General features: G+C 70.5%; 25 protein-coding genes. 16 read left to right on the plus strand and 9 right to left on the minus strand.

The window, feature by feature from the left end; genetic code table 11:
- Positions 1-1,776 (plus strand): glycoside hydrolase family 15 protein, encoded by a 1,776-nt coding sequence (locus tag QFZ50_RS14130; RefSeq protein ID WP_307085192.1) that lies wholly within the window; start codon positions 1-3, stop codon positions 1,774-1,776.
- Between the two features lie 21 nt (positions 1,777-1,797).
- Here the strand turns inward: QFZ50_RS14130 and QFZ50_RS14135 are convergent, their stop codons facing one another.
- Complete coding sequence (locus QFZ50_RS14135; protein ID WP_307085194.1) at positions 1,798-2,298, minus strand: DUF456 domain-containing protein; 501 nt, start codon at positions 2,296-2,298, stop codon at positions 1,798-1,800.
- A gap of 127 nt (positions 2,299-2,425) precedes the next feature.
- On the opposite strand from QFZ50_RS14135, the gene QFZ50_RS14140 reads away from it, so the two are divergent.
- Complete coding sequence (locus tag QFZ50_RS14140) at positions 2,426-3,487, plus strand: YrzE family protein (protein ID WP_307085197.1); 1,062 nt, start codon at positions 2,426-2,428, stop codon at positions 3,485-3,487.
- A 72-nt stretch (positions 3,488-3,559) separates the two neighbouring features.
- Here QFZ50_RS14140 and QFZ50_RS14145 read toward each other — a convergent pair whose 3' ends face one another.
- Positions 3,560-4,477 carry an SDR family oxidoreductase gene (locus tag QFZ50_RS14145; protein ID WP_307085199.1) on the minus strand — a complete coding sequence of 306 codons (918 nt, stop codon included), beginning with the start codon at positions 4,475-4,477 and terminating at the stop codon, positions 3,560-3,562.
- Positions 4,478-4,936: 459 nt separating this feature from the next.
- Here QFZ50_RS14145 and QFZ50_RS14150 point away from each other — a divergent pair, with 459 nt between their 5' ends.
- The 10 genes from QFZ50_RS14150 (at position 4,937) to QFZ50_RS14195 (ending at position 14,246) form a co-directional block, all read left to right on the plus strand.
- On the plus strand, positions 4,937-5,776 hold the full coding sequence (locus QFZ50_RS14150; protein WP_307085201.1) for a sugar phosphate isomerase/epimerase family protein: 840 nt from the start codon (positions 4,937-4,939) through the stop codon (positions 5,774-5,776).
- A 60-nt stretch (positions 5,777-5,836) separates the two neighbouring features.
- Positions 5,837-6,610 (plus strand): SDR family NAD(P)-dependent oxidoreductase, encoded by a 774-nt coding sequence (locus QFZ50_RS14155; RefSeq protein ID WP_307085203.1) that lies wholly within the window; start codon positions 5,837-5,839, stop codon positions 6,608-6,610.
- Positions 6,611-6,750: 140 nt separating this feature from the next.
- A complete protein-coding gene (locus QFZ50_RS14160) occupies positions 6,751-8,088 on the plus strand; it encodes an MFS transporter (protein WP_307085204.1) in 1,338 nt (445 codons plus the stop codon).
- A gap of 37 nt (positions 8,089-8,125) precedes the next feature.
- Positions 8,126-9,034 (plus strand): transketolase, encoded by a 909-nt coding sequence (locus QFZ50_RS14165; RefSeq protein ID WP_307085206.1) that lies wholly within the window; start codon positions 8,126-8,128, stop codon positions 9,032-9,034.
- A complete protein-coding gene (locus QFZ50_RS14170; RefSeq protein ID WP_307085209.1) occupies positions 9,031-10,056 on the plus strand; it encodes a transketolase family protein in 1,026 nt (341 codons plus the stop codon). The genes QFZ50_RS14165 and QFZ50_RS14170 overlap by 4 nt, the downstream gene beginning before the upstream one ends.
- A 117-nt stretch (positions 10,057-10,173) precedes the next feature.
- Positions 10,174-10,857 carry a GntR family transcriptional regulator gene (locus QFZ50_RS14175; protein WP_307085210.1) on the plus strand — a complete coding sequence of 228 codons (684 nt, stop codon included), beginning with the start codon at positions 10,174-10,176 and terminating at the stop codon, positions 10,855-10,857.
- Entirely contained in the window at positions 10,854-11,510 is a 657-nt protein-coding gene (locus tag QFZ50_RS14180) for a histidine phosphatase family protein (RefSeq protein ID WP_307085212.1), read from the plus strand. Before QFZ50_RS14175 ends, QFZ50_RS14180 begins: the two co-directional genes overlap by 4 nt.
- 46 nt (positions 11,511-11,556) lie before the next feature.
- Entirely contained in the window at positions 11,557-12,429 is an 873-nt protein-coding gene (locus QFZ50_RS14185) for an SDR family oxidoreductase (protein WP_307085214.1), read from the plus strand.
- On the plus strand, positions 12,422-13,051 hold the full coding sequence (locus QFZ50_RS14190; protein WP_307085216.1) for a flavin reductase family protein: 630 nt from the start codon (positions 12,422-12,424) through the stop codon (positions 13,049-13,051). The genes QFZ50_RS14185 and QFZ50_RS14190 overlap by 8 nt, the downstream gene beginning before the upstream one ends.
- 112 nt (positions 13,052-13,163) lie before the next feature.
- Positions 13,164-14,246: a fatty acid desaturase family protein gene (locus tag QFZ50_RS14195; protein ID WP_307085219.1), complete on the plus strand. Its 1,083-nt coding sequence runs from the start codon at positions 13,164-13,166 to the stop codon at positions 14,244-14,246.
- Between the two features lie 48 nt (positions 14,247-14,294).
- Here the strand turns inward: QFZ50_RS14195 and QFZ50_RS14200 are convergent, their stop codons facing one another.
- The 6 genes from QFZ50_RS14200 to QFZ50_RS14225 form a co-directional block, all read right to left on the minus strand.
- Positions 14,295-15,110 carry an anti-sigma factor gene (locus tag QFZ50_RS14200; RefSeq protein ID WP_307085221.1) on the minus strand — a complete coding sequence of 272 codons (816 nt, stop codon included), beginning with the start codon at positions 15,108-15,110 and terminating at the stop codon, positions 14,295-14,297.
- Positions 15,097-15,666: an RNA polymerase sigma factor gene (locus QFZ50_RS14205; protein WP_307085223.1), complete on the minus strand. Its 570-nt coding sequence runs from the start codon at positions 15,664-15,666 to the stop codon at positions 15,097-15,099. The genes QFZ50_RS14200 and QFZ50_RS14205 overlap by 14 nt, the downstream gene beginning before the upstream one ends.
- A 134-nt stretch (positions 15,667-15,800) precedes the next feature.
- Positions 15,801-16,484, minus strand: coding sequence for a class F sortase (locus QFZ50_RS14210; protein WP_307085225.1), 684 nt, complete (start codon positions 16,482-16,484; stop codon positions 15,801-15,803).
- A gap of 79 nt (positions 16,485-16,563) precedes the next feature.
- Entirely contained in the window at positions 16,564-17,379 is an 816-nt protein-coding gene (locus tag QFZ50_RS14215; RefSeq protein WP_307085227.1) for a DUF4397 domain-containing protein, read from the minus strand.
- Positions 17,380-17,504: 125 nt separating this feature from the next.
- Positions 17,505-18,896 (minus strand): FtsX-like permease family protein, encoded by a 1,392-nt coding sequence (locus tag QFZ50_RS14220; protein ID WP_307085229.1) that lies wholly within the window; start codon positions 18,894-18,896, stop codon positions 17,505-17,507.
- Entirely contained in the window at positions 18,893-19,639 is a 747-nt protein-coding gene (locus QFZ50_RS14225; protein ID WP_307085231.1) for an ABC transporter ATP-binding protein, read from the minus strand. Before QFZ50_RS14225 ends, QFZ50_RS14220 begins: the two co-directional genes overlap by 4 nt.
- A 195-nt stretch (positions 19,640-19,834) precedes the next feature.
- Here QFZ50_RS14225 and QFZ50_RS14230 point away from each other — a divergent pair, with 195 nt between their 5' ends.
- The gene (locus tag QFZ50_RS14230; protein WP_307085233.1) at positions 19,835-20,065 is read left to right on the plus strand and encodes a zinc-ribbon domain-containing protein; all 231 of its coding nucleotides are present in this window, start codon (positions 19,835-19,837) and stop codon (positions 20,063-20,065) included.
- Between the two features lie 15 nt (positions 20,066-20,080).
- On the opposite strand, the gene QFZ50_RS14235 is transcribed toward QFZ50_RS14230, so the two are convergent.
- Complete coding sequence (locus QFZ50_RS14235) at positions 20,081-20,929, minus strand: HpcH/HpaI aldolase/citrate lyase family protein (RefSeq protein ID WP_307085235.1); 849 nt, start codon at positions 20,927-20,929, stop codon at positions 20,081-20,083.
- Positions 20,930-21,151: 222 nt separating this feature from the next.
- On the opposite strand from QFZ50_RS14235, the gene QFZ50_RS14240 reads away from it, so the two are divergent.
- The 3 genes from QFZ50_RS14240 (at position 21,152) to QFZ50_RS14250 (ending at position 25,724) form a co-directional block, all read left to right on the plus strand.
- On the plus strand, positions 21,152-22,516 hold the full coding sequence (locus QFZ50_RS14240) for an MFS transporter (RefSeq protein ID WP_307085236.1): 1,365 nt from the start codon (positions 21,152-21,154) through the stop codon (positions 22,514-22,516).
- Between the two features lie 309 nt (positions 22,517-22,825).
- The gene (locus QFZ50_RS14245; RefSeq protein WP_307085238.1) at positions 22,826-24,472 is read left to right on the plus strand and encodes a thiamine pyrophosphate-binding protein; all 1,647 of its coding nucleotides are present in this window, start codon (positions 22,826-22,828) and stop codon (positions 24,470-24,472) included.
- Between the two features lie 163 nt (positions 24,473-24,635).
- Complete coding sequence (locus QFZ50_RS14250; RefSeq protein WP_307085240.1) at positions 24,636-25,724, plus strand: SDR family oxidoreductase; 1,089 nt, start codon at positions 24,636-24,638, stop codon at positions 25,722-25,724.
- Positions 25,725-25,729: the final 5 nt, after the last annotated feature.

Raw genomic sequence — 25,729 nt, forward strand, 5'->3', positions numbered from 1 at the left:
ATGACCACGGGGCTCAGGGACGCGGACGGCTTCGCCGACATCCGCTCGTACGCGGCGATCGGTGACGGGCGGACGGTCGCCCTGGTGGCACTGGACGGCTCGATCGACTGGTACCCGACACCGGACCTGGACTCGACGCCGGCCTTCGCCCGGCTGCTGGACGCGGACGAGGGCTTCATGGCGCTGGCGCCCGTGGACGACTTCTCGGTGGAGCGGCGGTACGCGGACGGCTCCAACGTCCTCGAGACGACCTACACCACCGCCACGGGGACCGTCCGTGTCACGGACTCCCTGAACACGGGCGTCGCGGGCCGGCTGCCGTGGGGCGAACTCGCCCGGCGCGTCGACGGACTGTCCGGGTCCGTGCACATGGCCTGGTCGGTCACGCCCGGGACCTGCTTCGGCTCGGCGTCCCCCTGGCTCGACAACGGCCCGGACCATCCCGTCCTGCGCATCGACGCCGTCGCGCTCGGTATCCGCGGCATCGACCATGGGCTGCGGCCGCCGGAGGGCCAGTCCGTCGAGGGCGCCTTCACCACCTCCGAGGGATCCCGGCACCTCGTCGCCGTCGTCTCCACCCACGGCGAGCCGCTCCCGCTCCCCGATCCGCAGACCATCGACGACGGCGTGGACCGCACCATCCGCAACTGGCAGGCCTGGTCCGACAACTTCGCCTACGACGGCGACTACCGGCACGCGGTCCTCCGCAGCGCGTTGACCCTGAAACTGCTGCTGCACAGCCCGTCCGGGTCCATCGCCGCTGCCGCCACGACATCCCTCCCGGAGAGCGCGGCCGGCGGGAAGAACTGGGACTACCGGTACGCCTGGGTCCGGGACACCGCCTACACGCTGCACTCCCTGACGCGCGCGGGACTGCGCGAGGAGGTCCACGGGGCCGTGTCCTGGATGCTCAAGAATCTCCGGGCGCAGGGCTCCGACCTGCAGATCTTCACCCGGCTCAACGGTGACGCCCCCGAGGGCACGCATCGCCCCGATGCGACAGGCTGGCGGCACAACGGGCCGGTCGTCGACGGCAATCCGGCGGCGGGCCAGCTGCAGCTGGGCGTCTTCGGCGACGTGTTCGACATCGTCTGGCAGTACGTGCAGGCCGGCCACGTACTGGACCCGGCGACCATGCGGCAGCTGGCGGACCTCGCGGATCTCACGTGCGACATCTGGCAGCGGCGCGACGCCGGCATGTGGGAACTGCCCGAGGAACGCCACTACGTCACCTCCAAACTGGGGTGCTGGAACGCCCTGCGGTGCGCCGTCCTGCTCGCCGAGCGCGGCCAGCTGCAGGGCCCCGTGGAACGCTGGGCGGCGGAACGCGACCGCATCCGCGACTGGGTGCAGGAGCACGGCTGGTCGGAGGAGCGGCAGAGCTACGTCTGGTATCCCGGGTCGACGGAGCTGGACGCCTCGATCCTCCTGCACGCCATGAGCGGCTTCGACACCGGGCCGCGCATGTCCTCCACGATCGACGCCCTCCGCTCCGAGCTCGGCGCCGGCCCCCTGCTCTACCGCTACAGCGGCATGCAGGAGGAGGAGGCGACCTTCGTCGCCTGCGCCTACTGGATGGTGTCGGCACTCGTCGCCGTCGGCCGCCACGACGAGGCCGTCGACCTCATGGAGGATCTGCTGCCCCTGGCGAACGACGTCGGCATCATGGCCGAGATGATCGAACCGTCGGACAACGCGTTCATGGGCAACATCCCCCAGGGGCTGAGCCACCTCGCACTGATCGTCGCCGCCCTGTCCATCGCGGGCAAGTCCTGAGCCTCGGAGCGCTCCCCGGGCTCACGTCGTCGCGAAGTAGACCCAGACCCCGATGACCCAGGTGGTCCCCGCGAGGCACGCCAGGGCGAGCTCCGCGAGGATGCCGAGTCCCGTCGCCTTCAGGGCGTGCAGGCTCGAGGTCAGCGCTGCGCGGACCTCGCGCTGCCGCACGTACTCGCTCGCGAACAGGCCGAGGGCGAAGCCGACGAACAGGCCGACGACGGGGATCACGAACATCCCGGCGATCCCGGCGAGCACCCCGATCGTCACGGACCTGCCCGGGATCCTGCGCTGCTTCAGGGTGCGGCCCGTCAGGACCAGCCCGGCCGCGAGGCCGGCACTGGCCAGGGTGGTGCCGACCGCGAAGACCACCCACCCCTCGGTGCTGGTCACGGTGAGTGCCCAGACGAGCAGCGACACGATGATCAGGATGCTCCCGGGCAGCACCGGGACCACCACCCCTGCGATACCGACGGCGATGAGCGCACCGCACACCACCGTCATGAAGACCTGTAGATCCATGGCCCCAGTCTCGCATCCCCGCCACGCAACGTGTCCCGGCGCACTTCCGCCGCGGCACGCCGTGGAATACTGGGGGGAATAGTAAGCCACCTTAGCGAGCCTGCGGGCCCGAACACCAGGAGGACCGATGAGCACCTCGGCAACAGGAAACCCGGACGGCGACCGCTCGAAGGCGGCCGACGGCACCGATGACCCGACCGAACTGATGGACACCGGCCGGTCCGGCGCCGGCACCGGCGCGAGCAGTGTGGGGCGCGCCGACACGCGTGCGAGCGGGAGCACACCCACCGGCGCCACCTCCGCGGGTGATGACGGCGGGCACGGCGACTACGTGCCCGGCGGGTACTCCGCCGACGACGACTCCAGCGGCGACTACGTCCCGGGGATGTACTCGGGCACCGCGGACACGCCCCCGACCCGCCAGCAGGCGCAGACGCCGATCTCCGCATCGAAGGACGCCTCACCGGACCGGGAGCGGGAACCGAGGACGCAGGCGCAGACGCACGTGGCCCCGGTCGCCGCCGGCAGGCAGTACACGGAGTCCGGCGACGACGGCCGGGACCGGGAACGGCACCTGCCGCGGGCGGCCGCGGCAGGCACGGGCGTCCCGGGGCTCGAGGACCGCAAGCTGCTCCACCAGCGCGAGAAGGAGCACTTCGGCGGGATGAAGTTCGGTTCGGCGTTCTTCGGCTGGCTCACCGCCACCGGGATGTTCGTACTGCTCTCCGCCCTCGTCGGCGCCCTGGCTGCGCTGTTCGGCGCCGGCGCCGACCTGTCCGCCGCGGATCTCACGAGCGGCTCCGGGGAGGCGCAGACCACGGGCATCACGGCCGCCGTCATCCTCGGCGTGATCCTGCTGATCTCCTACTTCGCCGGCGGATACGTCGCCGGGCGCATGGCCCGCTTCAGCGGCGTCAAGCAGGGCGTGGCGGTCTGGCTCTGGGCCATCATCGTCGCCCTCGTGCTCACCATCATCGGACTCATCGTCGGCAACCAGGCCAACGTCGCCGACCGCTTCCAGGGACTCGGCGTCCCGTCGGCGCAGGACCTCACGGGACCCGGCCTCATCGGCCTGCTCGTGGTGGCAGCCATCGCACTCCTCGGCGCCATCCTCGGCGGGCTCGCCGGCATGCGCTACCACCGCAGGATCGACCGTGCGGACTTCGACGCCCTCGAGAGCGCCGCGTAGGAGTTCGACCGTCCCACGACACGAAGGCCCCGGATCCTCAGGATCCGGGGCCTTCGTGTCGTGGAGGGCTCCTCAGGGCGAGGGCATCCCGCCGTTGACGTTCAGGGTCTCGCCCAGCACGTAGCTCGCCTCCGAGGACGCCAGGAAGACGTACGCGGGGGCCAGTTCGGTGGGCTGGCCGGCGCGGCCCAGCGGGGTGTCCTTGCCGAATTCCGGCAGGGCCTCCGCGGGCTGGCCGCCCGAGGGCTGCAGCGGGGTCCAGATGGGACCGGGCGCAACGGCATTGACGCGGATCCCCTTGGGCGCGAGCTGCTGCGCGAGCCCCTTGGTGAAGTTGTTGATGGCGGCCTTCGTGCTCGCGTAGTCCACGAGGGTCGCCGACGGCTCGTACGCCTGGATGGACGTGGTGTTGATGATCGCCGATCCGGGCTGGAGGTGCTTGAGCGCCTCCCTCGTCACGCGGAAGAACGAGTAGATGTTCGTCTTGTACGTGTGGTCCAGCTGCTCGTCGGTCAGGTCCTCGAGCGACTCGACGGCCACCTGCTTGCCGGCATTGTTGACGAGGATGTCGAGCCCGCCGAGACCGTCCACGGCCTGCTGCACCAGGGAGGTGCAGTACTCGGGGTCCTTCAGATCACCCGGGATGCAGACGGCCGTCCGGCCGTCCGCCTCGATGATGCCCTTGACGACCTGGGCGTCCTCCTCCTCCTCGGGGAGGTAGGACAGCGCGACATCCGCGCCCTCACGCGCGTACGCGATGGCGACTGCGGCGCCGATCCCGGAGTCGGCCCCGGTGATGAGTGCCTTCCGCCCCTGGAGCCGGCCTGTTCCGCGGTAGGAGGTCTCCCCCCGGTCCGCCTTGACTTCCATGGCGGACTCGAGCCCGGGCTCCTTCATCTGCTCGGGGGGCGGCGAGATGCTCTCGAAACGGGTGACGGGGTTCTGGAAGGTGTACTGGTCGGTGGATCCTGTGGTGCTCTCGGAGGTCATAGATGTTCTCCCTGTACCGAATGCGGGTCCCGCGTCGTGTCGACGCCTGGCTGGGTTGGCGGCTCGGCCCTGAAGCTAAGCCTACTTATGACCCTAGGCGTGGAGGATGGCCCGGACAAGTCCGCCGGACACTCCGCAGATCGCTGGCACGACGGCCTCCCGGCGGCTACGGCAGCGCGATGCGCCGCGCCGGACGAGGGTCAGAAGACGACCGAGAAGAAGCCCGCGCCGATGCTGAGCACGAGGGCGGCGACGACCAACCAGACGATCGGGGTGCGGAGCCTGCGCATGTGATCCATAGTGACCCCAGTCTAGTGGGCGCACGGCGGGCGGGCCGGATCGGGAATCGTCGCCTCGGTCCTTGGGGGCCGCTATGTTGACTGTCAACAGTAGTATGCGTAATGTGCCTCACGTCACGTCACGTCCCGTCCCGTTCCGTCTCCGTGAGGATCAACGCCGATGTTCCATCCCCGAGTGGTGTGCTCGTCCATCAGCTTCCGGCACCAGGACTTACCGACCGCGCTCGGGACCATGCAGGGGCTGGGCTTCACCGAGCTCGATCTCGGCGCCCTTCCCGGCGTGTGCGACCACGTGCCCTTCGTCCTGGACGAGCGGGCCGTCGGTGACGTCGGCCGCGAGCTCCTGCGCTCGGGCATGAGGGTGCGGTCGGTCAACGGGGACATCGGCGACCTCAATGCGCCGTTGACGCCCACCGAGCGGGCGGACAGGAGCGCCCACCTCGACATGCTCCTGGCCCTGGCCTCCGAGGTCGGGGCCACGGCGCTCGTCCTGCCCTGCGGGGCCCAGTCGCACGATCCACTGGTGTCGTTCGAGGAGGACCTGGACCTGATCGTCGCCGCCCTGGGCGAGGCAGCCGGCCGCGCAAAGGCGGCGGGCGTCGGGATCTGGGTCGAGGCACCCCACTTCTTCCGCCTCTGCTGGGATATCGATCGCGCCCGACGACTGCTCGATGCGGTACCCGAGGAGTCGGTCGGCCTCGTCATGGACTTCAGCCACATCGTCGCCTCCGGTGGGGATCCGGTGGAGTTCGCAGGACTCTTCGGCGAGCGGATCCGCCACGTCCATCTTCGGGACGCGGTGCCCGGCAACATCAATCTGAGTATCGGTAACGGACAGGTGGACTTCGCCGCAGGTTTCCGGGCACTCACCGACGCCGGGTATCAGGGCCGCTTCGCCCTGGAACTCGAGACCCGCGACGTGAACGACGACCAGCGCCCCCGGGCGACGGCAGCGGCAGCCGCCTACATCTCGGAACTCCTCCGGACCGGTGCAGCCTAGGCGCTGCCGCCCGGATCCCACCCCAGAACCAGAACCCGCCACAACGAACACAGGAGCATCATGACCAGCATCCAGCGAACTGCCGTCATCACCGGAGCCACCTCCCCCCGGGGGATCGGCGTCACCACGGCACGCCGTTACGCCAGGGACGGGTGGGCCGTCGTCGTCCTGGACCTGGACGGCGAGACCTCGGCGAAGGTCGCCGCCGAGATCAGCAACGAATTCGGCGTCCCCGGCTTCGGCCACGAGGTGGACGTCACCAGCGAGGCCTCCGTCCTGGCTGCACAGGACGCCGTTGCAGCCGAAGTCGCCGCAGGCAACCTCCCTCCCGTCGGAGCACTCGCCAACATCGCGGGCATCACCTCCCCCGTCCCGTTCCTGGAGACGACCCTGGAGCTGTGGAACAAGGTCATGGCGGTCAACGCCACCGGCACCTACCTGGTGACGAAGGCCTTCCTGCCGGCCATGCTCGAGAACAGGTGGGGCCGCATCGTCACCATGTCGTCGGTCTCCGCCCAGCGTGGCGGCGGCGTCTTCGGGAAGGTGCCCTACTCCGCCGCGAAGGCGGCGATCCTGGGATTCACCAAGGCACTCGCGCGAGAACTGGCGGACAGCGGCGTGACGGTCAACGCCGTCACCCCCGGCGCCGTGGACACGAACATCCGGGTGGGGAGCACCCCGGAACAGGAGGCAGCCCTGGCGCGGGACATCCCCCTGGGCCGCACCGCGACGACGGAGGAGATCGCAGGCGTCATCGCCTTCCTGTCCTCCGACGACTCCTCCTACCTCACCGGGACCACGATCGACATCAACGGCGGAAGCCACATCCACTAGACCCGCCCCTCCCCATCAGGGGCGGAATCACGCGTCGCGATCCACCCCTGCTGTCGACTGTTGACATTGAATGTGCCGCAGGTCACACTGGATCCACGCAGTGTTAACAGTCAACAAGCCCTCCCAACAAAGGATGCACGATGAGCAACGAAGCTCTGCAGATGCGAGGCCACGTCCACGGAACGAAGGACGCCCGCAAGGTAGCCGTCGGATCCGGCGTCGGGGCCGTGATCGAGACCTACGACTTCATTGGTTTCGGAACCGCCGCGGCCCTCTACTTCGGACCGGCGTTCTTCCCCGGCGCCGACCCCGTCACAGCGACCCTGGCCTCCTTCGCCACTCTCGGCGTCGGATTCGCCGCCCGCCCGCTGGGCGGCATCATCGGCGGCCACCTCGGGGACAGGGTCGGACGCAAGCCCGTCCTCGTCGCCTCCCTGATCATCATGGGTCTCGCGACCTTCGCCATCGGCCTGTTGCCCACCTACGCGACGGTGGGCATCCTGGCCCCCATCCTGCTGGTCGTCGTCCGCATCATCCAGGGACTGGCGTTCGGCGCCGAATGGGGAGGCGCCATCCTCATGAGCTACGAGCACGCCCCGTGGAAGTCCAAGGGGAAATACACCGGGATCGTCCAGGCGGGATTCCCCGTCGGCCTCCTGCTGGCCAACCTGGTGTTCCTCTCCAGCGCCAACCTGATCGGCGACTGGGCCTGGCGCGTTCCTTTCCTGGCCAGCATCGTGCTGGTGGTCGTCGGCCTCATCATCCGGTCGAAGGTCCCCGAGTCCCCGGTCTTCGAGGACGTCAAGGACCACGGCGATATCGTGAAGAACCCCATCGTGCAGGTGATCCGCCAGGACTGGCGCAGCATCGTCCGCGGCATCTGCCTCCGCGTCGCCGAGACAGCCGGCTACGCCGTCGCCGTGACGTACATGATCTCCTACCTCAATACGACCGAACTGGCGACACGGACAGAAACCCTGACCTCCCTCTGCGTCGCCTCGGCCATCGGCATCTTCGCCACCATGGGCTGGGCCCGGCTCACCGACCGCGTCGGTCGACGCCCGGTCTACATCTGGTCCTGCGCCTTCGCCGCCCTGTTCGGCATCCCCATGTTCCTGCTGGCGAACACGGGCCTGTTCATCTGTGTCCTGATCACCATCGTCATCTCCTACGCCGTCTGCCAGAACTCCCTGGCCGGTGCGCAGGGTGCCTGGTTCCCCGAACTGTTCCAGGCCAGGACCCGGGCGTCGGGCGCCTCGCTGGCCTACCAGATCTCGGCCATGGTGTCCGGGTTCACGCCGTTCATCACCACGCTCCTGTACATCCAGCTCGGCTGGCTCGGCCCGGCCCTGCTCTTCTCCACCTACGCCCTCATCGGCCTCGTCGCGGCAGTCCTGACCCGCGAGACCTGGGGCCCGAAGGAACGCCGGCTCGCCGACGAAGCCGCCGAATCCACTCCCGTACCCCAGCACGTCTGACCGGCACCTCGTCCCCGGGAACCAGAAAGAGCACCCCATGACTCCGACATCCACACCCACCACCACGCAGAACCGCGATACCGGAACGGCTGATTTCGGCACCCGGATCGGCAGGGTCGAAGCCGCGGCCTACCGCGCACGCCACTACGCCCTGAACATGGGCGAGGTGCAGGGGCAGGGCTACGTCGGCCAGGCCCTGGGCTCCGCCGACATGTTCGCAGCCGTCTACGCGGACCAGCTCCGCTACCGGCCCGAGGACCCGCTCTGGGAGGACCGCGACCGGTTCCTGCTCTCCACCGGCCACTACGCCATCGGGCACTACGCCGCCCTCGCGGACGCCGGCATCATCCCCGTCGACGAGCTGGACACCTACGGATCCGACGACTCCCGGCTGCCGATGTCCGGCATGGCGTCCTACACCCCGGGCATGGAGATCTCCGGCGGTTCCCTGGGCCACGGCCTCGGCGTCGCCGTGGGGATGGCCCTCGGCCTGCGGCTGAAGGGGTCACCGTCGAGGATCTTCAACTTCCTCTCCGACGGCGAACTCGACGAGGGCTCGACCTGGGAGGCCGCCATGGGAGCCCACCATCACCAGCTGGGACACCTGACGGCCCTGGTGGACATGAACGCCCTGCAGGCCGACGGAGCGACCAGGTCGGTGCTGAGCATCGAGCCGGCCGCCGACAAGTGGGCGTCCTTCGGCTGGTACACCCAGCGCGTGGACGGGAACGACGCCGCCTCCCTCCTGGCGGCGCTGGACAACATCACCCGTGACGCCGGCATCACCGGGCGCCCGTCCGTGATCCTCTGCGACACGAAGGTCGGCAAGGGGGTACCGCTCCTCGAAGAGCGGGAGAAGGCCCACTTCATGCGCATCGAAGAACACGAATGGCAGATCTGCCGCGAGCAGCTGACCACCGGACACGACGGAAAGGCCGCACGATGAGCGCCAGCACCACCACCGAGGCTCCCGACACCACGACTGCCGTGAAGCCGAAGCTGAAGACCTCCGCCATGATCGCCTCCTTCGCCGACCCCGGACAGAAGACCGCGCCCGCGCCCTTCGGCCACGCCCTGGTGCGGGCGGCCGAGGAGGACCCGCGGATCGTCGGGCTCACGGCCGATCTCGGCAAGTACACCGACATGCACATCTTCGCCAGGGCCTTCCCGGACCGCTTCTTCCAGATGGGGATGGCCGAGCAGCTCCTCTTCGGGGCAGCCGCCGGAATGGCCGAGACCGGGCTCGTCCCGTTCGCCTCCACCTACGCGGTCTTCGCAGCCCGGCGCGCCTACGACTTCCTCTGCCTAGACATCGCCGAACCCGGGCTGAACGTCAACATCGTCGGCGGGCTCCCCGGCCTGACGACGGGGTACGGGCCGAGCCACCAGGCGACGGAGGACATCGCCATCTTCCGCGGCATGCCGAACCTCACCATCGTGGATCCGTGCGACTCCCTGGACATCGAGCAGGCCGTGCCCCAGCTGGCCGCGTCGGAGGGACCGACCTACCTCCGCCTGCTCAGGGGCAACGTCCCCACCGTCCTCGACGAGTACGACTACACGTTCGAGCTCGGCAGGGCCAAGGAGCTCCGCCCGGGCCGGGACGTCCTGTTCATCTCCAGTGGGCTCATGACCATGAGGGCGCTGCAGGCCGCCGAGGAGCTCGCCGCCCACCACGTCGACGTGGCCGTGCTCCACTCCCCCACGATCAAGCCCTTCGACAACGACACCGTGCTCCGGGAGCTGGGCAAGGACCGGCTGGTCGTCACACTGGAGAACCACACGGAGGTCGGCGGGCTGTTCGAGACCGTCGCGGGAGTGGCTGTCCGACAGGGCGCCGGCCGCAGGATCGTGCCGATCGCCCTGCCGGATCGGTTCCTCGACGCCGGCGCACTGCCCACGCTGCACGAGAAGTACGGACTCTCGCGCAACCGGATCGTGCAGACGGTCCTCGACGAACTGGCCTAGGACTGCAGGGCTCCGGCCCCGACGGGGGTGGGCATCCGCCTCCCCGAAGGACCGGCCGGTCCGTAAGATCGATGTCGACGAGTAGATGTCGACAATCACCACCGTGAAGGATTCCCCATGACGGCAGCACCAGCATCGCTTCTCGGAGGGCTGGAGAAGAACAACCTCCGTCAGTTGGCGTTGAGCGCCCTGCGGCGCGCCATCACGACCGGCGAGCTCGCTCCCGGCACCCACCTGGTCGAGACGGAACTGTCGGAGAAGCTCCGGATCAGCCGGGGCACCCTGCGGGAAGCCATGCGGCAACTGCAGCAGGAGGGCCTCATCTCGGCGGGCGCGCGGGGCCGGCTGGCCGTACGACACCTTGACGCCGCCGATGTCCACGACATCTTCCAGGTGCGGGCCGCCCTGGAGGGTCTGGCAGCCCGAATGCTGTCCGAGCAGGACGACCGGGACGCCATCGTGGCGGAGCTGGAGGAGGGGATCCGGCGCATGGAGCACTCGGCGGACGGCGACCTGGACGAGCGCATCGAAGCAGACCTCGGTTTCCACCAGCTGCTCTGCTCGCTCACCGGCAACAAGACCCTCCTGCACTCCTGGAAGTCCCTCGAGGGCTCCATCCGCATGAGCGTGATGTATGCCGGAGTAGGCCAGGCGCTGAGCAACATGAGCGCACACCGCCACTCGGGCATCGTGGCAGCCATCAGGACCGGGGATGCCCTCGGCGCGACCCGCGCGGTCGAGGACCATATGCACGAGACGGCCCGGATGCTCACCAGCGACGGCGACGGCGACGCGGCATGAAACTGCTGCTGATCCGTCACGGCCAGACCCCGAACAATGTCGCCGGATCGCTGGACACGGCTTTCCCCGGAGCCGGGCTGACCGCTCTCGGCGAGCATCAGGCCCGAGCCGTACCCGACGCACTCGCGGGCACGGCCATCCCGCGGATCTATGCCTCGCCGCTCATCCGGACGCAACGGACCGCCGAACCACTGGCCGCCACGCTGGACCTCGACACCCGCGTGGTCCCCGGACTGGAGGAGATCAGCGCCGGCAGCCTGGAGATGCTGAGCGACCCCGCATCCGCGGAGGCCTACGCCACGTGCCTGCTGGGGTGGATGGAGGGCGATCTGGACCGGCGCATGCCCGGCGGCACGACCGGACACGAATTCATGGAGCGATACAACCACGCCGTCGGGCAGATCGTGCAGGACGGCGCACCGGAGGACTCCGCCGCGGTCTTCTCGCACGGAGCCGCGATCAGGGTCTACACCGCCGTGGCCACCGGCATGCCCCCTGCCCGCGCGAGGACCCTGACCATCGACAACACGGGCATGAGCGTCCTGACCGGCGGTCCGGGGCGGTGGCACCTCACGTCGTGGCACCCGGAGCCCCTGGGTGGGACGGCCCTCGAAGGGTTCGCCGCGAACGATGTCACGGGGCAGTCCACCTGAGTCCCCGTCGCGCTGCGGGCGGTGCGGAAATAATCTCCGCACCTCCGTGGCTGACACGGGCATGGAGTACACCATCGCAGTGACAGGGTCGACGGGGGTCGTGGGAGGCAGCGTGGCGAGGATCCTCGCCGCCGAAGGGGTGCCGCTCGTCCTGCCCGTGCGGTCACCGGATCGGGCACAGCACCTGCCCGAGTCGGTGGTGCGGCAGGCATCCTACGACGACGCCGCGGCGTCCAGGGAGGCCCTGGCCGGCGTGGACGTCCTGTTCATGGTGTCCGCCGCCGAGGCGGAGGACCGCCTCGCGAGCCACCGCACGTTCATCGACGCCGCACAGGAGGCGGGCGTCCGGCACATCGTCTACACGTCCTTCCTCGGCGCCGCCCCCGAGGCGGCGTTCCTCCTCGGCCGTGACCACTGGTACACCGAGGAGCACATCCGCCGGTCGGGTCTGGCCTGGACGTTCCTGCGCGACAACCTCTATCTCGACTTCGTCCCCGCCCTCGCGGAGGACGGCGTCATCCGCGGCCCCGCCGGGGACGGCCGGCTCTCCGCCGTGGCGCAGGCCGACGTCGCCCGCTCCGCCGCCGCCGTCCTGCGGGCACCGGACGACCACGCGCGGAAGACCTACCAGCTGACCGGGCCCGAGGCCTTCACCCTGGCGGAGGCCGCGGCGACCATCAGCGAGGTGACGCCGGCGACGGTGCGCTTCGAGGACCAGACCCACGAGGAGGCGATGGCGTCCCGGGCCCACCACGGCGCACCCCGGTGGCAGGTGGAGGCGTGGGTCAGCACCTACACGGCCATCGCACGGGGCGAGATGGCCGAGGTGACCGACGACGTCGAGCAGCTCACCGGCCGTCCGCCCGTCGGCCTCCGCGCCCTCCTCTCGGCACGGCATCCTGGTGGTGCCCGTGCGTAGGGACGTCGTCCCGGACCCCGCGGACAGCCGCGCGTTCTACAGGTTCCTGACCTCCGTCGTCGTGCCGCGCCCCATCGCGTGGGTATCGTCCGTCTCGGCGGACGGGGTGGACAATCTCGCCCCGCACTCGTTCTTCACGATCGCCTCGGTCGACCCGCCGATCGTCCAGTTCACCTCCGTGGGCCGCAAGGACTCCGTGCGGAACATCGAGGCCACGGGCGAGTTCGTGGTGGCGTTCACCCCGGAAGCACTCTTCGAGGCCGTCAACGCGACGGGCACCGCCTTCCCTCCCGAGGTCAGCGAGTTCGACGCCGTCGGGCTCACGAGGGAGGCGAGCGCCACCGTACGGCCACCCCGGGTCAGGGAATCACCGGTGGCACTCGAGTGCCGGCTCCACCTGATCCAGGACATGGGCGACTGCACGCTCGTCTTCGGGGAGGTGCTGCACGCGGTGGTGTCGGAGGAGGTGCTCGACGGCGACCTCCCGGCGATCGGTGCGCTCAGGCCGCTGTCACGGCTCGGCAGGAACGAGTGGGGCACCGCGGGGACGATCCGCAGCATCACGCGCATACCGGCCGGGGACTGGCCCGGGCATTACCGCGCGAAGCATACCCCCACCTGACACACGTGCGTGCCTCCCGGCTGCCGTCCAGCACCGTGCCGTACAGTGCAATCATCTGCGGGTTAGCACCCCACCTCCGGGCTGGGAAGCCAGTTGCTACCCAGGGATCTCCATGAGCCTTACCGTTGCCCCGCGCGCTGTCCGCATCTCGAAGCCCAACGACATCGTCGCGTCCTACTCGGTCCTGCTGAAGCAGGTCCGCAAGGAGGGCCTCCTGAACCGGCGCCGGCGCTTCTACATCTCCGTGTTCGCGTCCCTCGTCCTGGCCATGGGTGCGGCCTGGACCGGCTTCGCCCTCCTCGGGGACACCTGGTTCCAGCTCCTCGTCGCCGCCGTGCTCGGCGTCGTCCTGACCCAGGTGGCGTTCCTCGCCCACGAGGCCTCCCACCGCCAGATCTTCGCCAGCCGCGGCGCGAACGACTGGTCGGGGCGCATCCTCGCCGCCGGTGTCGTCGGGATCAGCTACGCGTGGTGGATGGACAAGCACACCCGCCACCACAACGACCCGAACACCAAGGGCAAGGACCCGGACATCGAGGTGGACACCATCTCGTTCCTCGAGGAGGACGCCGCCGAAGCCAGGGGGATCCGGGCGTGGGTCACGCGCCGCCAGGGCTACCTGTTCTTCCCCCTGCTCACCATGGAGGGCATCAACCTGCACGCCCGGTCCATCAGCACCCTGTTCGCCCGCCGCACCGTGAAGGGCCGCTGGGTCGAGCTCGCCCTCCTCGGCGCCCGGTTCGGCGCCTACCTCGGCATCCTCTTCTGGTTCCTGCCCGTCGGCATGGCCTTCGCCTTCCTCGGTGTCCAGCTGGCCGTCTTCGGCATCTACATGGGCGCGAGTTTCGCCCCGAACCACAAGGGCATGCCCCTGGTGCCCAGGGACAGCAAGCTGGACTTCTTCCAGAAGCAGGTCCTGACCTCACGCAACATCCGCGGCGGCTCGTTCATCAACAACGCCTTCGGCGGGCTCAACTTCCAGATCGAGCACCACCTCTTCCCGGACATGCCGCGCCCGCACCTCCGGCGCGCCGCCGTCATCGTCCGTGAGCACTGCGAGCGCCTGCGCGTGCCGTACACCGAAGTGGGTGTCGCGGCATCCTACGGCGCCGTGGTGTCCTACCTGAACCGTGTGGGCCTGGCCGCCCGGGACCCGTTCGACTGCCCGATGGTCAACCGCTTCCGCCGTCCCTGACCCCCACCCGGTCCCGCCGGTCCGCGATGGGCGTCGGCCGCGGACCGGTCAGACGCCGGGGGCCTCGATGGCGCCCCTCACCAGGCTCACGCCCGAGTGCGCCGGATTGCCGTCCAGCGGTTCGTCGGACACGTCGACGACGGGGAACTGCCCCAGGTCGATGGCATCGGGCACGTCGAACGTGCCGTGGTCGCCGTCCAGGATCCCGATGCTGTACATCCGGGTGGTATCGGGGGCGAGGAGCCATACCTCGCGGTAGCCGCCCGAACCGGGACCGGAGACCGTGACGTCGAGGCGCCGCATGCCGTCGTCGGACTCCGTGAGCGTGGCCTCGCCCGATCCCGCGAAGTCGGGCAGCGGAGCCAGTTCCGTGCGGGCCACGGTCCGGCCGTCGTCCGGGGACTGGACGGCCCATAGCACGCCTCCCCCGACGGCGATCCCGACCACGGCCGCGGCGGCGAGCCACCAGGCGGGAACGGTCCGCCGGGCACGGACCGGTTCCGCCGGGCGCGGCGATCCGGGGCCGGTCTCCACCGGCCGCAGGGACCCGGGGCCGGGTCCTGCGGGGCCCTGGGACGTCGGGCCACGACGGGACCCGGAGGGCTCCTCGTCGTCGACCGCCCGCAGGCGGGTCGCCGTCGTGCCGGCAAGACCGAGTTCCTGGGCCACGGCATCCCAGACGGCGGGGTCGGGCTCCTCGAGCCGGCCGGGGCCCCCTCCCGATCGCGCCAGCGTCACGACCTCCTGCAGGGCGGCGACCTCGTCGCCGCAGGCCGGACACGCGTCGAGGTGGTCACGGGACCACCGGTCCAACGGTTCATCCAGCGCAGCGATCCCCACGCTGTCCGGATCAAGGTGTCGCATTCCAGGTCCCCAATCGACTGCGCAGATGTGCGAGGCTCCTTCGGATGTGACTCTTGACGGTGCCCAGCGGCAGATCGAGCCGCTGGGCTATCTGCTGGTGTGTGAGGTCTTCGTAGAAGGCGAGGCGGAGGATGGACTGCTGGGGTTCGCCCAGCTGTCCGAGCTCCGCATCCAGGACCACCCGGTCCGTCACCGCATCCACCTCCCGCGCCTGCCGCCTCGGGCCCTCCGGTTCGGCGATCGCTCCGGAACGGGCCACCATCTGATTCTGCCTGCTCCTGGCCGCCAGCGAGTCCAGAATCACGTTCCTGCTGATCCCGAGGATCCAGGCCGGAACCGTGCCGAACTGGGGATCGAAACTGTCCCGGAAACGCCAGGCCCGCACGAACACGTCCTGGGTGATGTCCGCGGCCACCGCCCGATCGTCCAGGGACCGCAGCGCCACGGTGAACACGAGGGGCGCGAGACGCCGGTACGCGGCGGCCAGGGCATCCTCGTCACCGGCGGAGAACTGCGCGTCGAGTTGCGTCGTCCACTCGGTGCCTGGAGGTGTCACGCCCTACTCCTTCAGCGCGGTGCCGGGCCCAGCACCGCGCCAGGACCTCCCGACGCACCTGCACTTCTCCTCCTGTCCGGCGAAGCGCCGGACAGCGGGGAGCACGAGACAGGCGGACCGCGGGAGCCGTGCGTTCAGAGCGGTGAGGCTGTGAGGACAACATTATCCTCGTAGTCTCCCTTGTCCAGCAGCCAGCGGCCTCCGCAGGTGACGATCTTGAGCTGATGGGGGCCGTCGCGCCGGAAGATCTCCGACCCGTCGAACGTGGCCTTGGGGACGTTCCGGACATCATCGACGCGGTACTGCAGCGTGCGTCCGTCGGCCAGGCCCACGGTGATGATGGTGCCGGGGTCCACGTCCTTGAGCCGGGCGAAGGGCATCACCTCCGTCTGGCTGTCCACGTGGGCGGCGATCACGGCGTGGCCGGCCTCCGCACCGGGTGCAGGGCCGTAGCGGTACCACCCCGCTTCCCAGAAGCTGTCCGGGATCTCCATGGCGTCGTCCTCCCCGATCCCCACGTCGATCACCCGGACCGAGATGTCGGTGCCCGGGACGTCCAGGGAGACCGGCGGTGGAAGGGGCGGCCTGACGGCGGCGTCCGCGGTACGGACGGGGATCTCCGCGGCGAGACCGGCGGCGGCAGGTGGGGCCGGCACCCCCGGTTCGCGGGGTACCGCCGCCCCCTCGGTCGGCGGTGTGGGGGCGAGGATGGGCGCCGCGGGCACCGTGGACTCGGCGGGCGGCAGGGAACATCCGCCGATGACGGCGGTCACGATCGACAATGCGGCCAGGCGGGCCGCGAGGCGGGGAGTGTGCACGGTTTCGTCCTGGTGTCTCGAGGATGGGGTGAAGGGCGGGGTACGCGGAGCCCGGCAGCGTCCGCGCACCCCGCTCGCCTCAGGCGCGCGCCGCGCGCCTCCGGCCGACGGCGACCGCGCCGCCGAGCAGTGCGAGGACGGCCGCGCCGATCCCGACTGCCGCTCCGGTGTCGTCGCTCTCGGCGGCCAGGCCCGACTGGCCGCCCGGGACGGCGCCCGGCGACGAGTGCAGGCCGTCGATGACCTGCGTGGCCAGCGCGAGGTTACCGGCCTCGAGGCTGCCCCACGCGTAGACGATCGTCGAGGTGCCCTCGCCGAGCGTCAGGTCCGCCGGGCCGATCACGGGCTGGGTGGTGCCGGCTGCCGCGACCGCCGCGGAGACGGTTCCCGCATCCGTGGTCAGCGTCGCCTCACCCGGGTTGCTGAGGTTCGGCACGATCGGCGTGCCCCCGGCGAGGACGTCGACCGCGGGCGCGGCGGCGACGTGCCGCACCGTCAGGCGCGACTTCCCGGCCTCCACCGCGGAGACGTCGTTGGTGTAGAAGTTGGCGGTCGGCGTCCCCGCGGCGTCGAGGTTTGCCGTGGCGGTGTAGTTCCCGCCGGCGGCGAGGGTGACATCCACGGGCCCGATGACCGGCGCGCTCGCATCGGGGGCATCGGCGGCCGTGATGGCCAGCTGGTAGCTGCCGGCGGGCAGCGCGAGCGGACCGGCGAGCTGGCCCGGGGCGAAATCATCGAGGGTGAGGGCCCCGTTGACGTAGACGTCGACCGTGAGGTCGGGGACGCCGTGCAGGACGGACAGCGATGCCTCGGACGATTCCGCGGCTGTCGCCGGGGCGGCGGCGGCTCCTGCGACGACCAGCACGGCTCCGACGGTGTACAAGCTTCTGCGCATGACAACTCCTTTGTGTCGTCCCCTCGGGGACGCTTCTGCTGACACCTGGTATTACCGGGAACCGGGGGCCGTTGGATGCAGGGAGGACGATCTTTTTTTCCCGCGCGGCGTCGGACCGTGTCCCGCTACAGGGCCGCGGCGGGGTTCCGCAGGATGTGCGCCAGGACCGGGCGCGTGGCCCGCAGCCCCAGGAGCACGAGCCCGATCCCTCCCGCCAGGCAGCCGATGATCACCGCCACGGACAGCGGGGCGAAGATCAGGGCGAGCCCGGCCAACGGGAGGACGACGACGACGGCGGTCAGGGCGCTGCCCACCGAGACGACCAGCAGCGGGACCATCACGGCCCGCGTCCGGGCGGCGTGCATCGTCCCGACCGGCATGCCGAGGCGGTCCAGGCTGACAAGGAGGTCGCGCCGGTCGAGCAGCAGGGAGGACTGGTTGACGCCCACCGAACAGCCGACCATCAGGAAGGAGGTGACGATGGTGATGAGGACCCCGGTCCGGACGTCGTCGCCCAGGAAGCGCTCGGCACCCTCGAGCGGACCCGCCGCGTTCATGAGTGCAGCGCCGGTTCCGCCGAAGACGGCCATGAAGCACGTCATGGCCACCCCGCTGACCTGCCGCCATGCACCCTTCGGCGAGTCGAGGATCTGGCGGGCAGCGAGGAGCCGTTCGGGAGTCCGCGCGGCGCGGAGCTGACGTCGTGCGAAGACCCCGATGATCCACGGCCCGGCCAGGTTCAGGACGCCGAGGGCCGCCGCGAAACCGAGCCCCAGAACCACCACGACGGTCGCGAAGTCCTCCGCGCTGCCCAGACGGCCCATGACCGCCGCCACCGCGCCGACGACGGCGAGGGCGACGACGGCTCGCAGCCAGTGGAGTTTCGGCGCCTGTTGCCGCGTCCGCACGCCGAGTGGCGAGATGACGATCCGCCGGAGGCCGAGCGTGGCGCTCACGGCCGCCAGGACCACGACCCCGACGGCCACCAGCACCACGGGCCCCGGCCCCATCCACACCGAAGCGCCGAGCGCGCGGCCCCGGAACGGGATCAGCTGCACGACGGGCAGGAGGAGCAGATGGCCCACGATCCCCGCGAGCGCCCCGACGGCGGCGAGCATCACCGACTCAGCGACGGTCATCGCGGCGACGGTCGAGGCAGGGGCGCCGAGGAGGCGGAGCGTCGCGAGCCTCTCGTCCCGGCGTCGTGCCGATAGGCGGGCGGCGGAACCGCCGAGCGTCACGAGCGGGACCACCAGGAGCGCCGTCGCGACCGCGGCGAGCGCGAGGTAGAGCTGTCCCGTCTCGTCCTGCCACTGGAAGAAGGAGAGACCACCGGCGACGACGGTGAGCAGCAGGGCCGTCACGAGGGCGAACGCCGTCACCGGGAGCGCCGCCGCCGAGAGTCCGCTCGAGGAGGGACGCGCGAGCATCCAGGCGAGCCGCAGCGGCACGCGGACCGGGACATGCGACACCGCCGTGGCCACGACGGGCGCGGGGATCACCGGGGCGGCGCTCACGCTGCTGCCCCTGCGTGGCGCGAGTCGCTCACGATCCGCCCGTCGCGCAACCGCACGGTGCGTGCGCACCGTCGTGCGACGTCGTCGTCGTGCGTGACGACGACGAGCGTCCGGCCCGTCCCGGTGGTCGACTCGAGGAGGAGGTCAAGGACTTCCGCGGAGGTACTCGAATCGAGCGCACCGGTGGGTTCGTCGGCGAAGACGACCGCCGCGCCGGAGACCTGCGCGCGGGCGATCGCGACGCGCTGCGCCTGCCCGCCGGAGAGCTGGCCGAGGCGCCGGTCCTCCAGGCCGCCGAGGCCGAGGGCGGCGAGCCACTGTGCCGCGGAGTGCTCGGCGGCGGCGCGGTCGACACCGAGCAGCATGAGCGCCACCGCGACGTTCTCGAGGGCCGTGAGTTCGGGGATGAGCAGGCCCTGCTGGAACACGAAGCCGAAGGTGGAGCGGCGCAGGGCCGAGCGTGCGCTGTCGGAGAGCCGAGCGACGTCCGTGGCGCCGTGGCCGTGCTGCAGGACGACCTGCCCGGCGTCGGGCGTGATGATCCCGGCGAGGCAGTGCAGGAGCGTGGTCTTGCCGCCGCCCGAGGGACCCATGATGGCCACGGACTCGCCGGCGTGGATGTCGAGGCTCAGCTCGGCGAGGGCACGGGTGGTGTCATAGGTCTTCGTCAGGCCACGGGCGCTGAGGACGGGTGGGGTGGGATGTGCGGAGGGCAGCAGGGGGCCGGGCGGTGGAGTCATCATGCCTCCATGCTCCCGGCCGCGGCCGGTGCGGCACGTCGGGCCGAGGGCTGACTTCCGCCGACCCCCCTCATCCCGTGGTGGGAGTCCAGCGCCGTCCGGGCCACCGGCATGGCATCACCGGCCCCGGAACGCAAGCCCCCGCGGACCGTGTCAGCGCCCGCCCGGGGCAGCTGTCGCACTGGTTACGGTGGGAGGATGTTCTTCCTCTTCGGCCTCACCACGCGTGAGCACCTGCAGTTCACCCGGTCCGCCACCTGCCGCTACTGCGGCAGGCACGCCCCGCAGCAGGTGGTCCAGCGCAGGACGAAGCTCTCGGTGTTCTTCATCCCGCTCATCACGCTGAAGAAGACCCGGGTGCAGATCTGCACCAACTGCGGCGGCACGTCGAGGCTCAGCGGCTCCGGGGAGCGGGCCCTCGCCCACTGACCGGCCCGCCGGGGACTACGCGTTCCAGAGGCCGTAGGAGTCCGCGAGCGACGAGATCTTCTGCGCACGCGCCAGGCGCGGCAGGTAGGAGCCGTCACCCACCACAGCGCCGGCGGCGTGCTCGCGGAGGAGCTCGGCGGCCCAGTTGATCTCGGACTCGCTCGGGGACAGGCCCCGGTTGATGGTGTCGGTGGCGTCCGTCAGCAGGCAGAGCTTCCCGGTCATGCCCATGGACGCCGTCACCTTGCAGGCCTCGAGCAGCTCGTCGCCAAGGGCGCCGACCGTCGGCCCGTCGATCGGACCGGGGAGCTGCCCCACACGCGAGGCCACCACGAGCTTCGACCGCGCATACGCGAGCGCCATCGGGTCGTCCGAGGCACCCGTGTCGCGCCGGAAATCGCCCACGCCGAAGGCCAGACGGAACGTACCCGGGGCGCTGGCGATCGCCGTCGCGTTCTCGATGCCGAGCGCCGATTCGATGAGCGCTAGCACGGGCGTGCCCGCCTGGAGGCGCATCGCCGTGTGCGTGACCTGCTCGGGCTTCTCCGTCATCGCGAGCATGACGCCGCGCAGGCCGGGGGCCTTGGACAGGGCGGCGAGGTCGTCGGCCCAGTACTCGGTCTCGATCCCGTTGACGCGCACCCACGCCGTCATGCCGGTGGACAGGGCCTCGACGACGCGCTCGCGGGCCTCGGCCTTGCCCGCGGCGGGGACGGCGTCCTCCATGTCGAACACCACGGAGTCGGCCTCGGACGTGAGGGCGGGGATGAACGTGTCCTCGGAAGCAGCGGAGGCCAGCAACCAGGATCGTGAGAGCTTGGCGGGTAGCGCTGCGGCGCGGCTGTTTCTGAGGAAGGTGGCCATGCTCAAACAGTACTGAGGATCGCCGCGGGTTATCCAACGGACATCCGGGGCGTTGCGTGAACACTACGACCAAAAGGACCCGATCCTTCCCCGCTGACCCTTGACCCTCCGCCGACGCGCGGCCTAGCATTCGTATACGATTCTGGCCGACGACGGGGACTGCGGCGTCCCCGCACCTATCAGGACCAGTAGCCACGCACTGCAAAAACAAGGGAGTTTTTCATGGCACTAGCGTCAGAGCGTCCGGACGCACGGTCCCGGGGCGGCATGAGCGCCGCCGACCGGAAGGTGCTCGCCGGGACGATGGTCGGCACCACGATCGAGTGGTACGACTTCTTCATCTTCGCCCAGGCCGCCGGCCTGGTCTTCGCCACGCTGTACTTCGGGCCGCTCGAGGGCGAGAGCCCCGGACTCGCCCAGCTCGTCTCCTGGGCCACGATCGGCATCAGCTTCTTCTTCCGCCCGCTCGGTGCGGTCGTCGCCGGTCGCCTCGGCGACAAGATCGGCCGGAAGGCCATGCTGGTCTTCACCCTCGTCATGATGGGCGGCGCCACCGCACTGATCGGCCTGCTGCCCACGTACGCGCAGATCGGCATCTGGGCTCCGATCCTCCTGATGCTCCTGCGCATCCTGCAAGGCTTCTCCGCCGGCGGCGAGTGGGGCGGCGCGGCCCTGATGGCCGTCGAGCACGCACCCGTGGCCAAGCGCGGCTTCTGGGGTGCGTACCCCCAGATCGGCGTCCCCGTCGGCATGATCCTCGCAACCCTCGTCCTGTTCCTGCTGCGCAGTTCCATGTCCCCCGAGGACTTCCTCGCCTGGGGCTGGCGCATCCCGTTCCTGCTCTCCGTCGTGCTGATCGTCATCGGCTACTTCATCCGCGCCGCCGTGGCCGAGAGCCCCGTCTTCAAGCGGATGATCGAGCGCAAGCGGGCCACCGCCACTCCCCTGAGGAACCTCCTGCGGACCAACAAGAAGCAGGTCGTCCTCGCCGCGGTCATCTTCATCGGCAACAACGCCGCCGGTTACCTCGTCATCGCCTTCCTGTCCTCCTACGCCCAGAAGAGCCTCGGGATGCCGGCAGCACCCGTGCTCCTGGCGACACTGCTCGCCTCCTTCGGCTGGCTCATCTTCACCCTCTACGGCGGCATCCTCTCGGACCGGATCGGGCGTGTCCGCACCTTCCAGATCGGGTACGCGCTCATCTTCGTCTGGATGATCCCGATGTTCATGATGATCGACACCCGCAGCATCTGGGCCTACGGCATCGCCATCTTCATCCTGACCATCGGCCTCGGCCTGTCCTACGGCCCCATGTCCGCGATGTACGCGGAGATGTTCCCCGCGAACGTCCGCTACTCCGGGATCGGCATCGGCTACGCCCTCGGGGCGATCCTCGGCGGCGCCTTCGCTGCCCTGATCGCCCAGGCCCTGCTCGACGCCACGGGCTGGTCCGGCTCGATCGCCCTGTACATCATGGCGCTCTGCGTCATCTCCTTCATCGGCGCGACCCTGGTCAAAGAGACGAAGGGCGCACCCCTGGAGGCGGAGGAGTCGCACGACGACCTCGGCGCCGGGCACCACTCCTAGCAGCACGGGCACCGGCCGACCACGCCCACCGATCATGCCCACCGACCGCGACGGGTCGGTGGGCATGGTCGCACACACCTCCGGGCAGGGCGGACCAGGGGCGCCGACGACGACCGTCCGGATCCCGCACACCGCACCCCTGCGGCCCCCGCTATAGTGGCTTCCGTCGGGCGCACTGGGCGCCGTGCCTGAAAAAGAGGCAATAAGGGCATCGCCGCCCGAGGCACATACGGAACCCACCCATCAAGTCCTCCGGGTCGACCGTGTGCCACCACCGCCACCGGGGACTTCGCCCTGAAGGATTCGAAGATGCCCACCGTCTCCGCCCGGATCGTCACCGCACTCCTGCCCGCCACCACCGAGGTCTTCGGGGTCATGGGCAACGGCAACGCGCACTTCCTCGACGCCGTCATGGCGGCACCGTCACTGCACTTCACCGCCGTCCGGCACGAGGCCGGGGCGGTCGCCGCCGCCGACGCCTACCACCGGGCCGGCGGCCGCCTCGCCGTCGCCACCACCACGTACGGCGCCGGCTTCACGAACGCCCTGACCCCGCTGGCCGAAGCCGTCCAGGCCGACATCCCGCTCGTGCTCGTCGTCGGCGACGCCCCCACCACCGGGGTGCGCCCCTGGGACGTCGACCAGTCCCTCGTGGCGAAGGGGCTCGGCGCCACGACCTTCACGGTGTCGGCCGAGCGTCCCCACGCGGTGGCGACCGCCGCCATCGAGCACGCCCTCCACCACCGCGAACCCGTGGTCCTCGCGATCCCCTACGACCTCGCCGCCGTGGAGGCCGCCGACGAGGAATCCACCGCACCCGCCGCCCCCGCGCCCCTCGAGGCGCCGTCCGCCGAAGACCTCCGGCGGGTCGCCGCCCTGCTCTCCGCCGCCGAACGCCCCCTCGTCCTGGCCGGTCGTGGCGCCTGGATGAGCGGCGCCGGTGAGGCAGCGGCACTCCTCGCCGACCGCGTCGGGGCCCTCACCGCCACCTCCGGCCTCGGAGCGGGACTCTTCGGGGCCCACCCGGCCTCCCTCGGCATCGCCGGCGGCTGGGCCTCGGATCGCACGGCGCACCTGATCGAGCAGGCGGACGTCGTCCTGGTGCTCGGTGCGCGCCTCAACCAGTTCACGACGCGCTTCGGCCACTCCTTCGACCCGGGCGCGCGGGTCATCCAGGTCGACATCGCTGCCGGCCCCACCTCTCCGGTCGTCACCGATTTCCTCCACGCCGACGCGCGGCTCACCGCCGAGGCGCTCCTCGCCGCCGTCGAGCCCCGCAGGGAAGACCGGAGATGGAGCAGCACCGCCGCCGAGGACGCCCTCGATGCCCATGACGCTCGCGACGACGGCGACCCGGCGGCGCCCGACGGCCGCCTCGACCCGCGGAGCCTGTGCCGGGCGCTGGACCGGATGCTGCCTCCGGACCGGACGGTCGTGCAGGACGGCGGCCACTTCATCGGCTGGGCGCCCGGCTACCTCCACGTCCCCGCACCGAACCGCCTGATCATGGTCGGGACGGCGTACCAGACCATCGGCCTCGGCTTCCCCAGCGCCGTCGGTGCCGCCCGCGCCCTCCCGGGCTCCACCGTGGTCCTCTGCACCGGCGACGGCGGCGCGCTCATGGCCCTCGCCGACCTCGACACGTTCGTCCGCACCGCGCGCCGGGCCGTCATCGTGGTCTTCAACGACGCCGCCTACGGGGCCGAGATCCACCAGTACGCCGTCCGTGGCATCGACTCCGGGCCCATGATGATCGACGAGGTGGACTTCGCCGCCGTCGCAGCAGCCTTCGGCGCCCGGTCCGCGACGATCGCCTCGCTCGAGGACCTCACCGCCGTGCAGGGGTGGCTCGCGACCGACGACGACGGCGTCCTGCTGCTCGACTGCAAGATCTCGCGGCAGGTCGTGGCGCCCTACATGCAGGAGATCGTGGCAGTGGCGACCGGTAAGCGCTGAGACGGCCGGCCCCGTCAAGGGGACGGCTCCTCGACGGGGCCGCCTCGCCGGGAAGCCGTCCGGCCGGCCCCGACGTTATAGTCGGACCGGGGCGTCCGAGCCCCTCGCATGCCGGCAGCGGCTTTCCGTCGGCGCTGCCGGACCGCTACCCCAGGAGCCCCTCGTGACCCAGGAGAAGACACAGGCCGCCGCGGAGGACGGGACGAAGACCGTCCTGGTCGCCGGGGCCGGCGGGGTCATCGGCCGGCATGTGGCCGACGAGTACGCCCGTCGTGGCGCGCAGGTCCGCGGCCTGAGCCGACGCCCCGTCACCGGCGCCCGGTGGGACCACCTGCCCGTGGACCTCCTCGACCGCGACGCGACACGCGCCGGGCTGGAGGCCACCCGGGACACCACGCACCTGGTGTTCGGGGCGTACATCGAACGGGCCACCACCGCGGAGCAGATCCAGGTCAACTCCGCCCTGCTGACCAATGCCCTGGACGGCCTCGAGGCCGCGGATGCTCCCCTCCGCCACGTGACCCTCTACCAGGGCGGGAAGGCGTACGGCGCCCACCTCGGCTACTTCAACACGCCGGCCAGGGAACGCGACGCCCGGCTGGTCCAGCCGAACTTCTACTACGACCAGGAGGACATCCTCCGCGCCGCCGCAGCGGAACGGGGCTTCCACGCCACCATGCTGCGCCCCGAGGGCGTCGTCGGCTATGCCGTCGGCAACCCCATGAACCTCCTGATGGTCATCGCCGTCTACGCGAGCATCTGCCGGGAACTGGGCCAGCCGCTGCGGTTCCCCGGCACCCACGCCGCCTACGACGCCCTGTACCAGGTGACCGATGCCTCCCTGCTGGCCCGCGCGACGGTCTGGGCCGGGTCCGAACCCCGGGCCGCCGGCGAGGTCTACAACATCACCAACGGGGACCAGATCCGCTGGCGGCACCTGTGGCCGGTGTTCGCCCGCCACTTCGGGATGGACTACGCGGAACCCCAGCCGGTGCCGCTGGCCGATGCGATGCCCCACCACGAGGATCTTTGGCAGGGCATGGTGTCGCGGTACGACCTGGTGCCCACCCCGTTCGAGGACCTCGCCGGCTGGTCCTTCGGTGACTTCCTGTTCCGCTCCGGCTTCGACAACGTCACGTCGACCATCAAGGCCCGGCAGCATGGCTTCGAGGACTGCCTCGATACCGAGGACCGGTTCATCGAACTCTTCGATCGGCTGGCGGCGGAGAGGATCATCCCGCCGCTGGGCTGAGCGGG

Origin of the sequence: Arthrobacter agilis (assembly GCF_030816075.1) — a bacterium.
Lineage (GTDB): Bacteria > Actinomycetota > Actinomycetes > Actinomycetales > Micrococcaceae > Arthrobacter_D > Arthrobacter_D agilis_E.

What these genes read in the sequence shown, in the direction of transcription:
- QFZ50_RS14200 (WP_307085221.1), bottom strand. Translation starts at nt 15,110, where the DNA reads ATGCGACACCTTGATCCGGACAGCGTGGGGATCGCTGCGCTGGATGAA.
- QFZ50_RS14215 (WP_307085227.1), bottom strand. Translation starts at nt 17,379, where the DNA reads ATGCGCAGAAGCTTGTACACCGTCGGAGCCGTGCTGGTCGTCGCAGGA.
- QFZ50_RS14165 (WP_307085206.1), top strand. Translation starts at nt 8,126, where the DNA reads ATGACTCCGACATCCACACCCACCACCACGCAGAACCGCGATACCGGA.
- QFZ50_RS14170 (WP_307085209.1), top strand. Translation starts at nt 9,031, where the DNA reads ATGAGCGCCAGCACCACCACCGAGGCTCCCGACACCACGACTGCCGTG.
- QFZ50_RS14175 (WP_307085210.1), top strand. Translation starts at nt 10,174, where the DNA reads ATGACGGCAGCACCAGCATCGCTTCTCGGAGGGCTGGAGAAGAACAAC.
- QFZ50_RS14155 (WP_307085203.1), top strand. Translation starts at nt 5,837, where the DNA reads ATGACCAGCATCCAGCGAACTGCCGTCATCACCGGAGCCACCTCCCCC.
- QFZ50_RS14235 (WP_307085235.1), bottom strand. Translation starts at nt 20,929, where the DNA reads ATGGCCACCTTCCTCAGAAACAGCCGCGCCGCAGCGCTACCCGCCAAG.
- QFZ50_RS14160 (WP_307085204.1), top strand. Translation starts at nt 6,751, where the DNA reads ATGAGCAACGAAGCTCTGCAGATGCGAGGCCACGTCCACGGAACGAAG.
- QFZ50_RS14150 (WP_307085201.1), top strand. Translation starts at nt 4,937, where the DNA reads ATGTTCCATCCCCGAGTGGTGTGCTCGTCCATCAGCTTCCGGCACCAG.
- QFZ50_RS14180 (WP_307085212.1), top strand. Translation starts at nt 10,854, where the DNA reads ATGAAACTGCTGCTGATCCGTCACGGCCAGACCCCGAACAATGTCGCC.
- QFZ50_RS14130 (WP_307085192.1), top strand. Translation starts at nt 1, where the DNA reads ATGACCACGGGGCTCAGGGACGCGGACGGCTTCGCCGACATCCGCTCG.
- QFZ50_RS14135 (WP_307085194.1), bottom strand. Translation starts at nt 2,298, where the DNA reads ATGGATCTACAGGTCTTCATGACGGTGGTGTGCGGTGCGCTCATCGCC.
- QFZ50_RS14140 (WP_307085197.1), top strand. Translation starts at nt 2,426, where the DNA reads ATGAGCACCTCGGCAACAGGAAACCCGGACGGCGACCGCTCGAAGGCG.
- QFZ50_RS14145 (WP_307085199.1), bottom strand. Translation starts at nt 4,477, where the DNA reads ATGACCTCCGAGAGCACCACAGGATCCACCGACCAGTACACCTTCCAG.
- QFZ50_RS14245 (WP_307085238.1), top strand. Translation starts at nt 22,826, where the DNA reads ATGCCCACCGTCTCCGCCCGGATCGTCACCGCACTCCTGCCCGCCACC.
- QFZ50_RS14225 (WP_307085231.1), bottom strand. Translation starts at nt 19,639, where the DNA reads ATGATGACTCCACCGCCCGGCCCCCTGCTGCCCTCCGCACATCCCACC.
- QFZ50_RS14240 (WP_307085236.1), top strand. Translation starts at nt 21,152, where the DNA reads ATGGCACTAGCGTCAGAGCGTCCGGACGCACGGTCCCGGGGCGGCATG.
- QFZ50_RS14230 (WP_307085233.1), top strand. Translation starts at nt 19,835, where the DNA reads ATGTTCTTCCTCTTCGGCCTCACCACGCGTGAGCACCTGCAGTTCACC.
- QFZ50_RS14195 (WP_307085219.1), top strand. Translation starts at nt 13,164, where the DNA reads ATGAGCCTTACCGTTGCCCCGCGCGCTGTCCGCATCTCGAAGCCCAAC.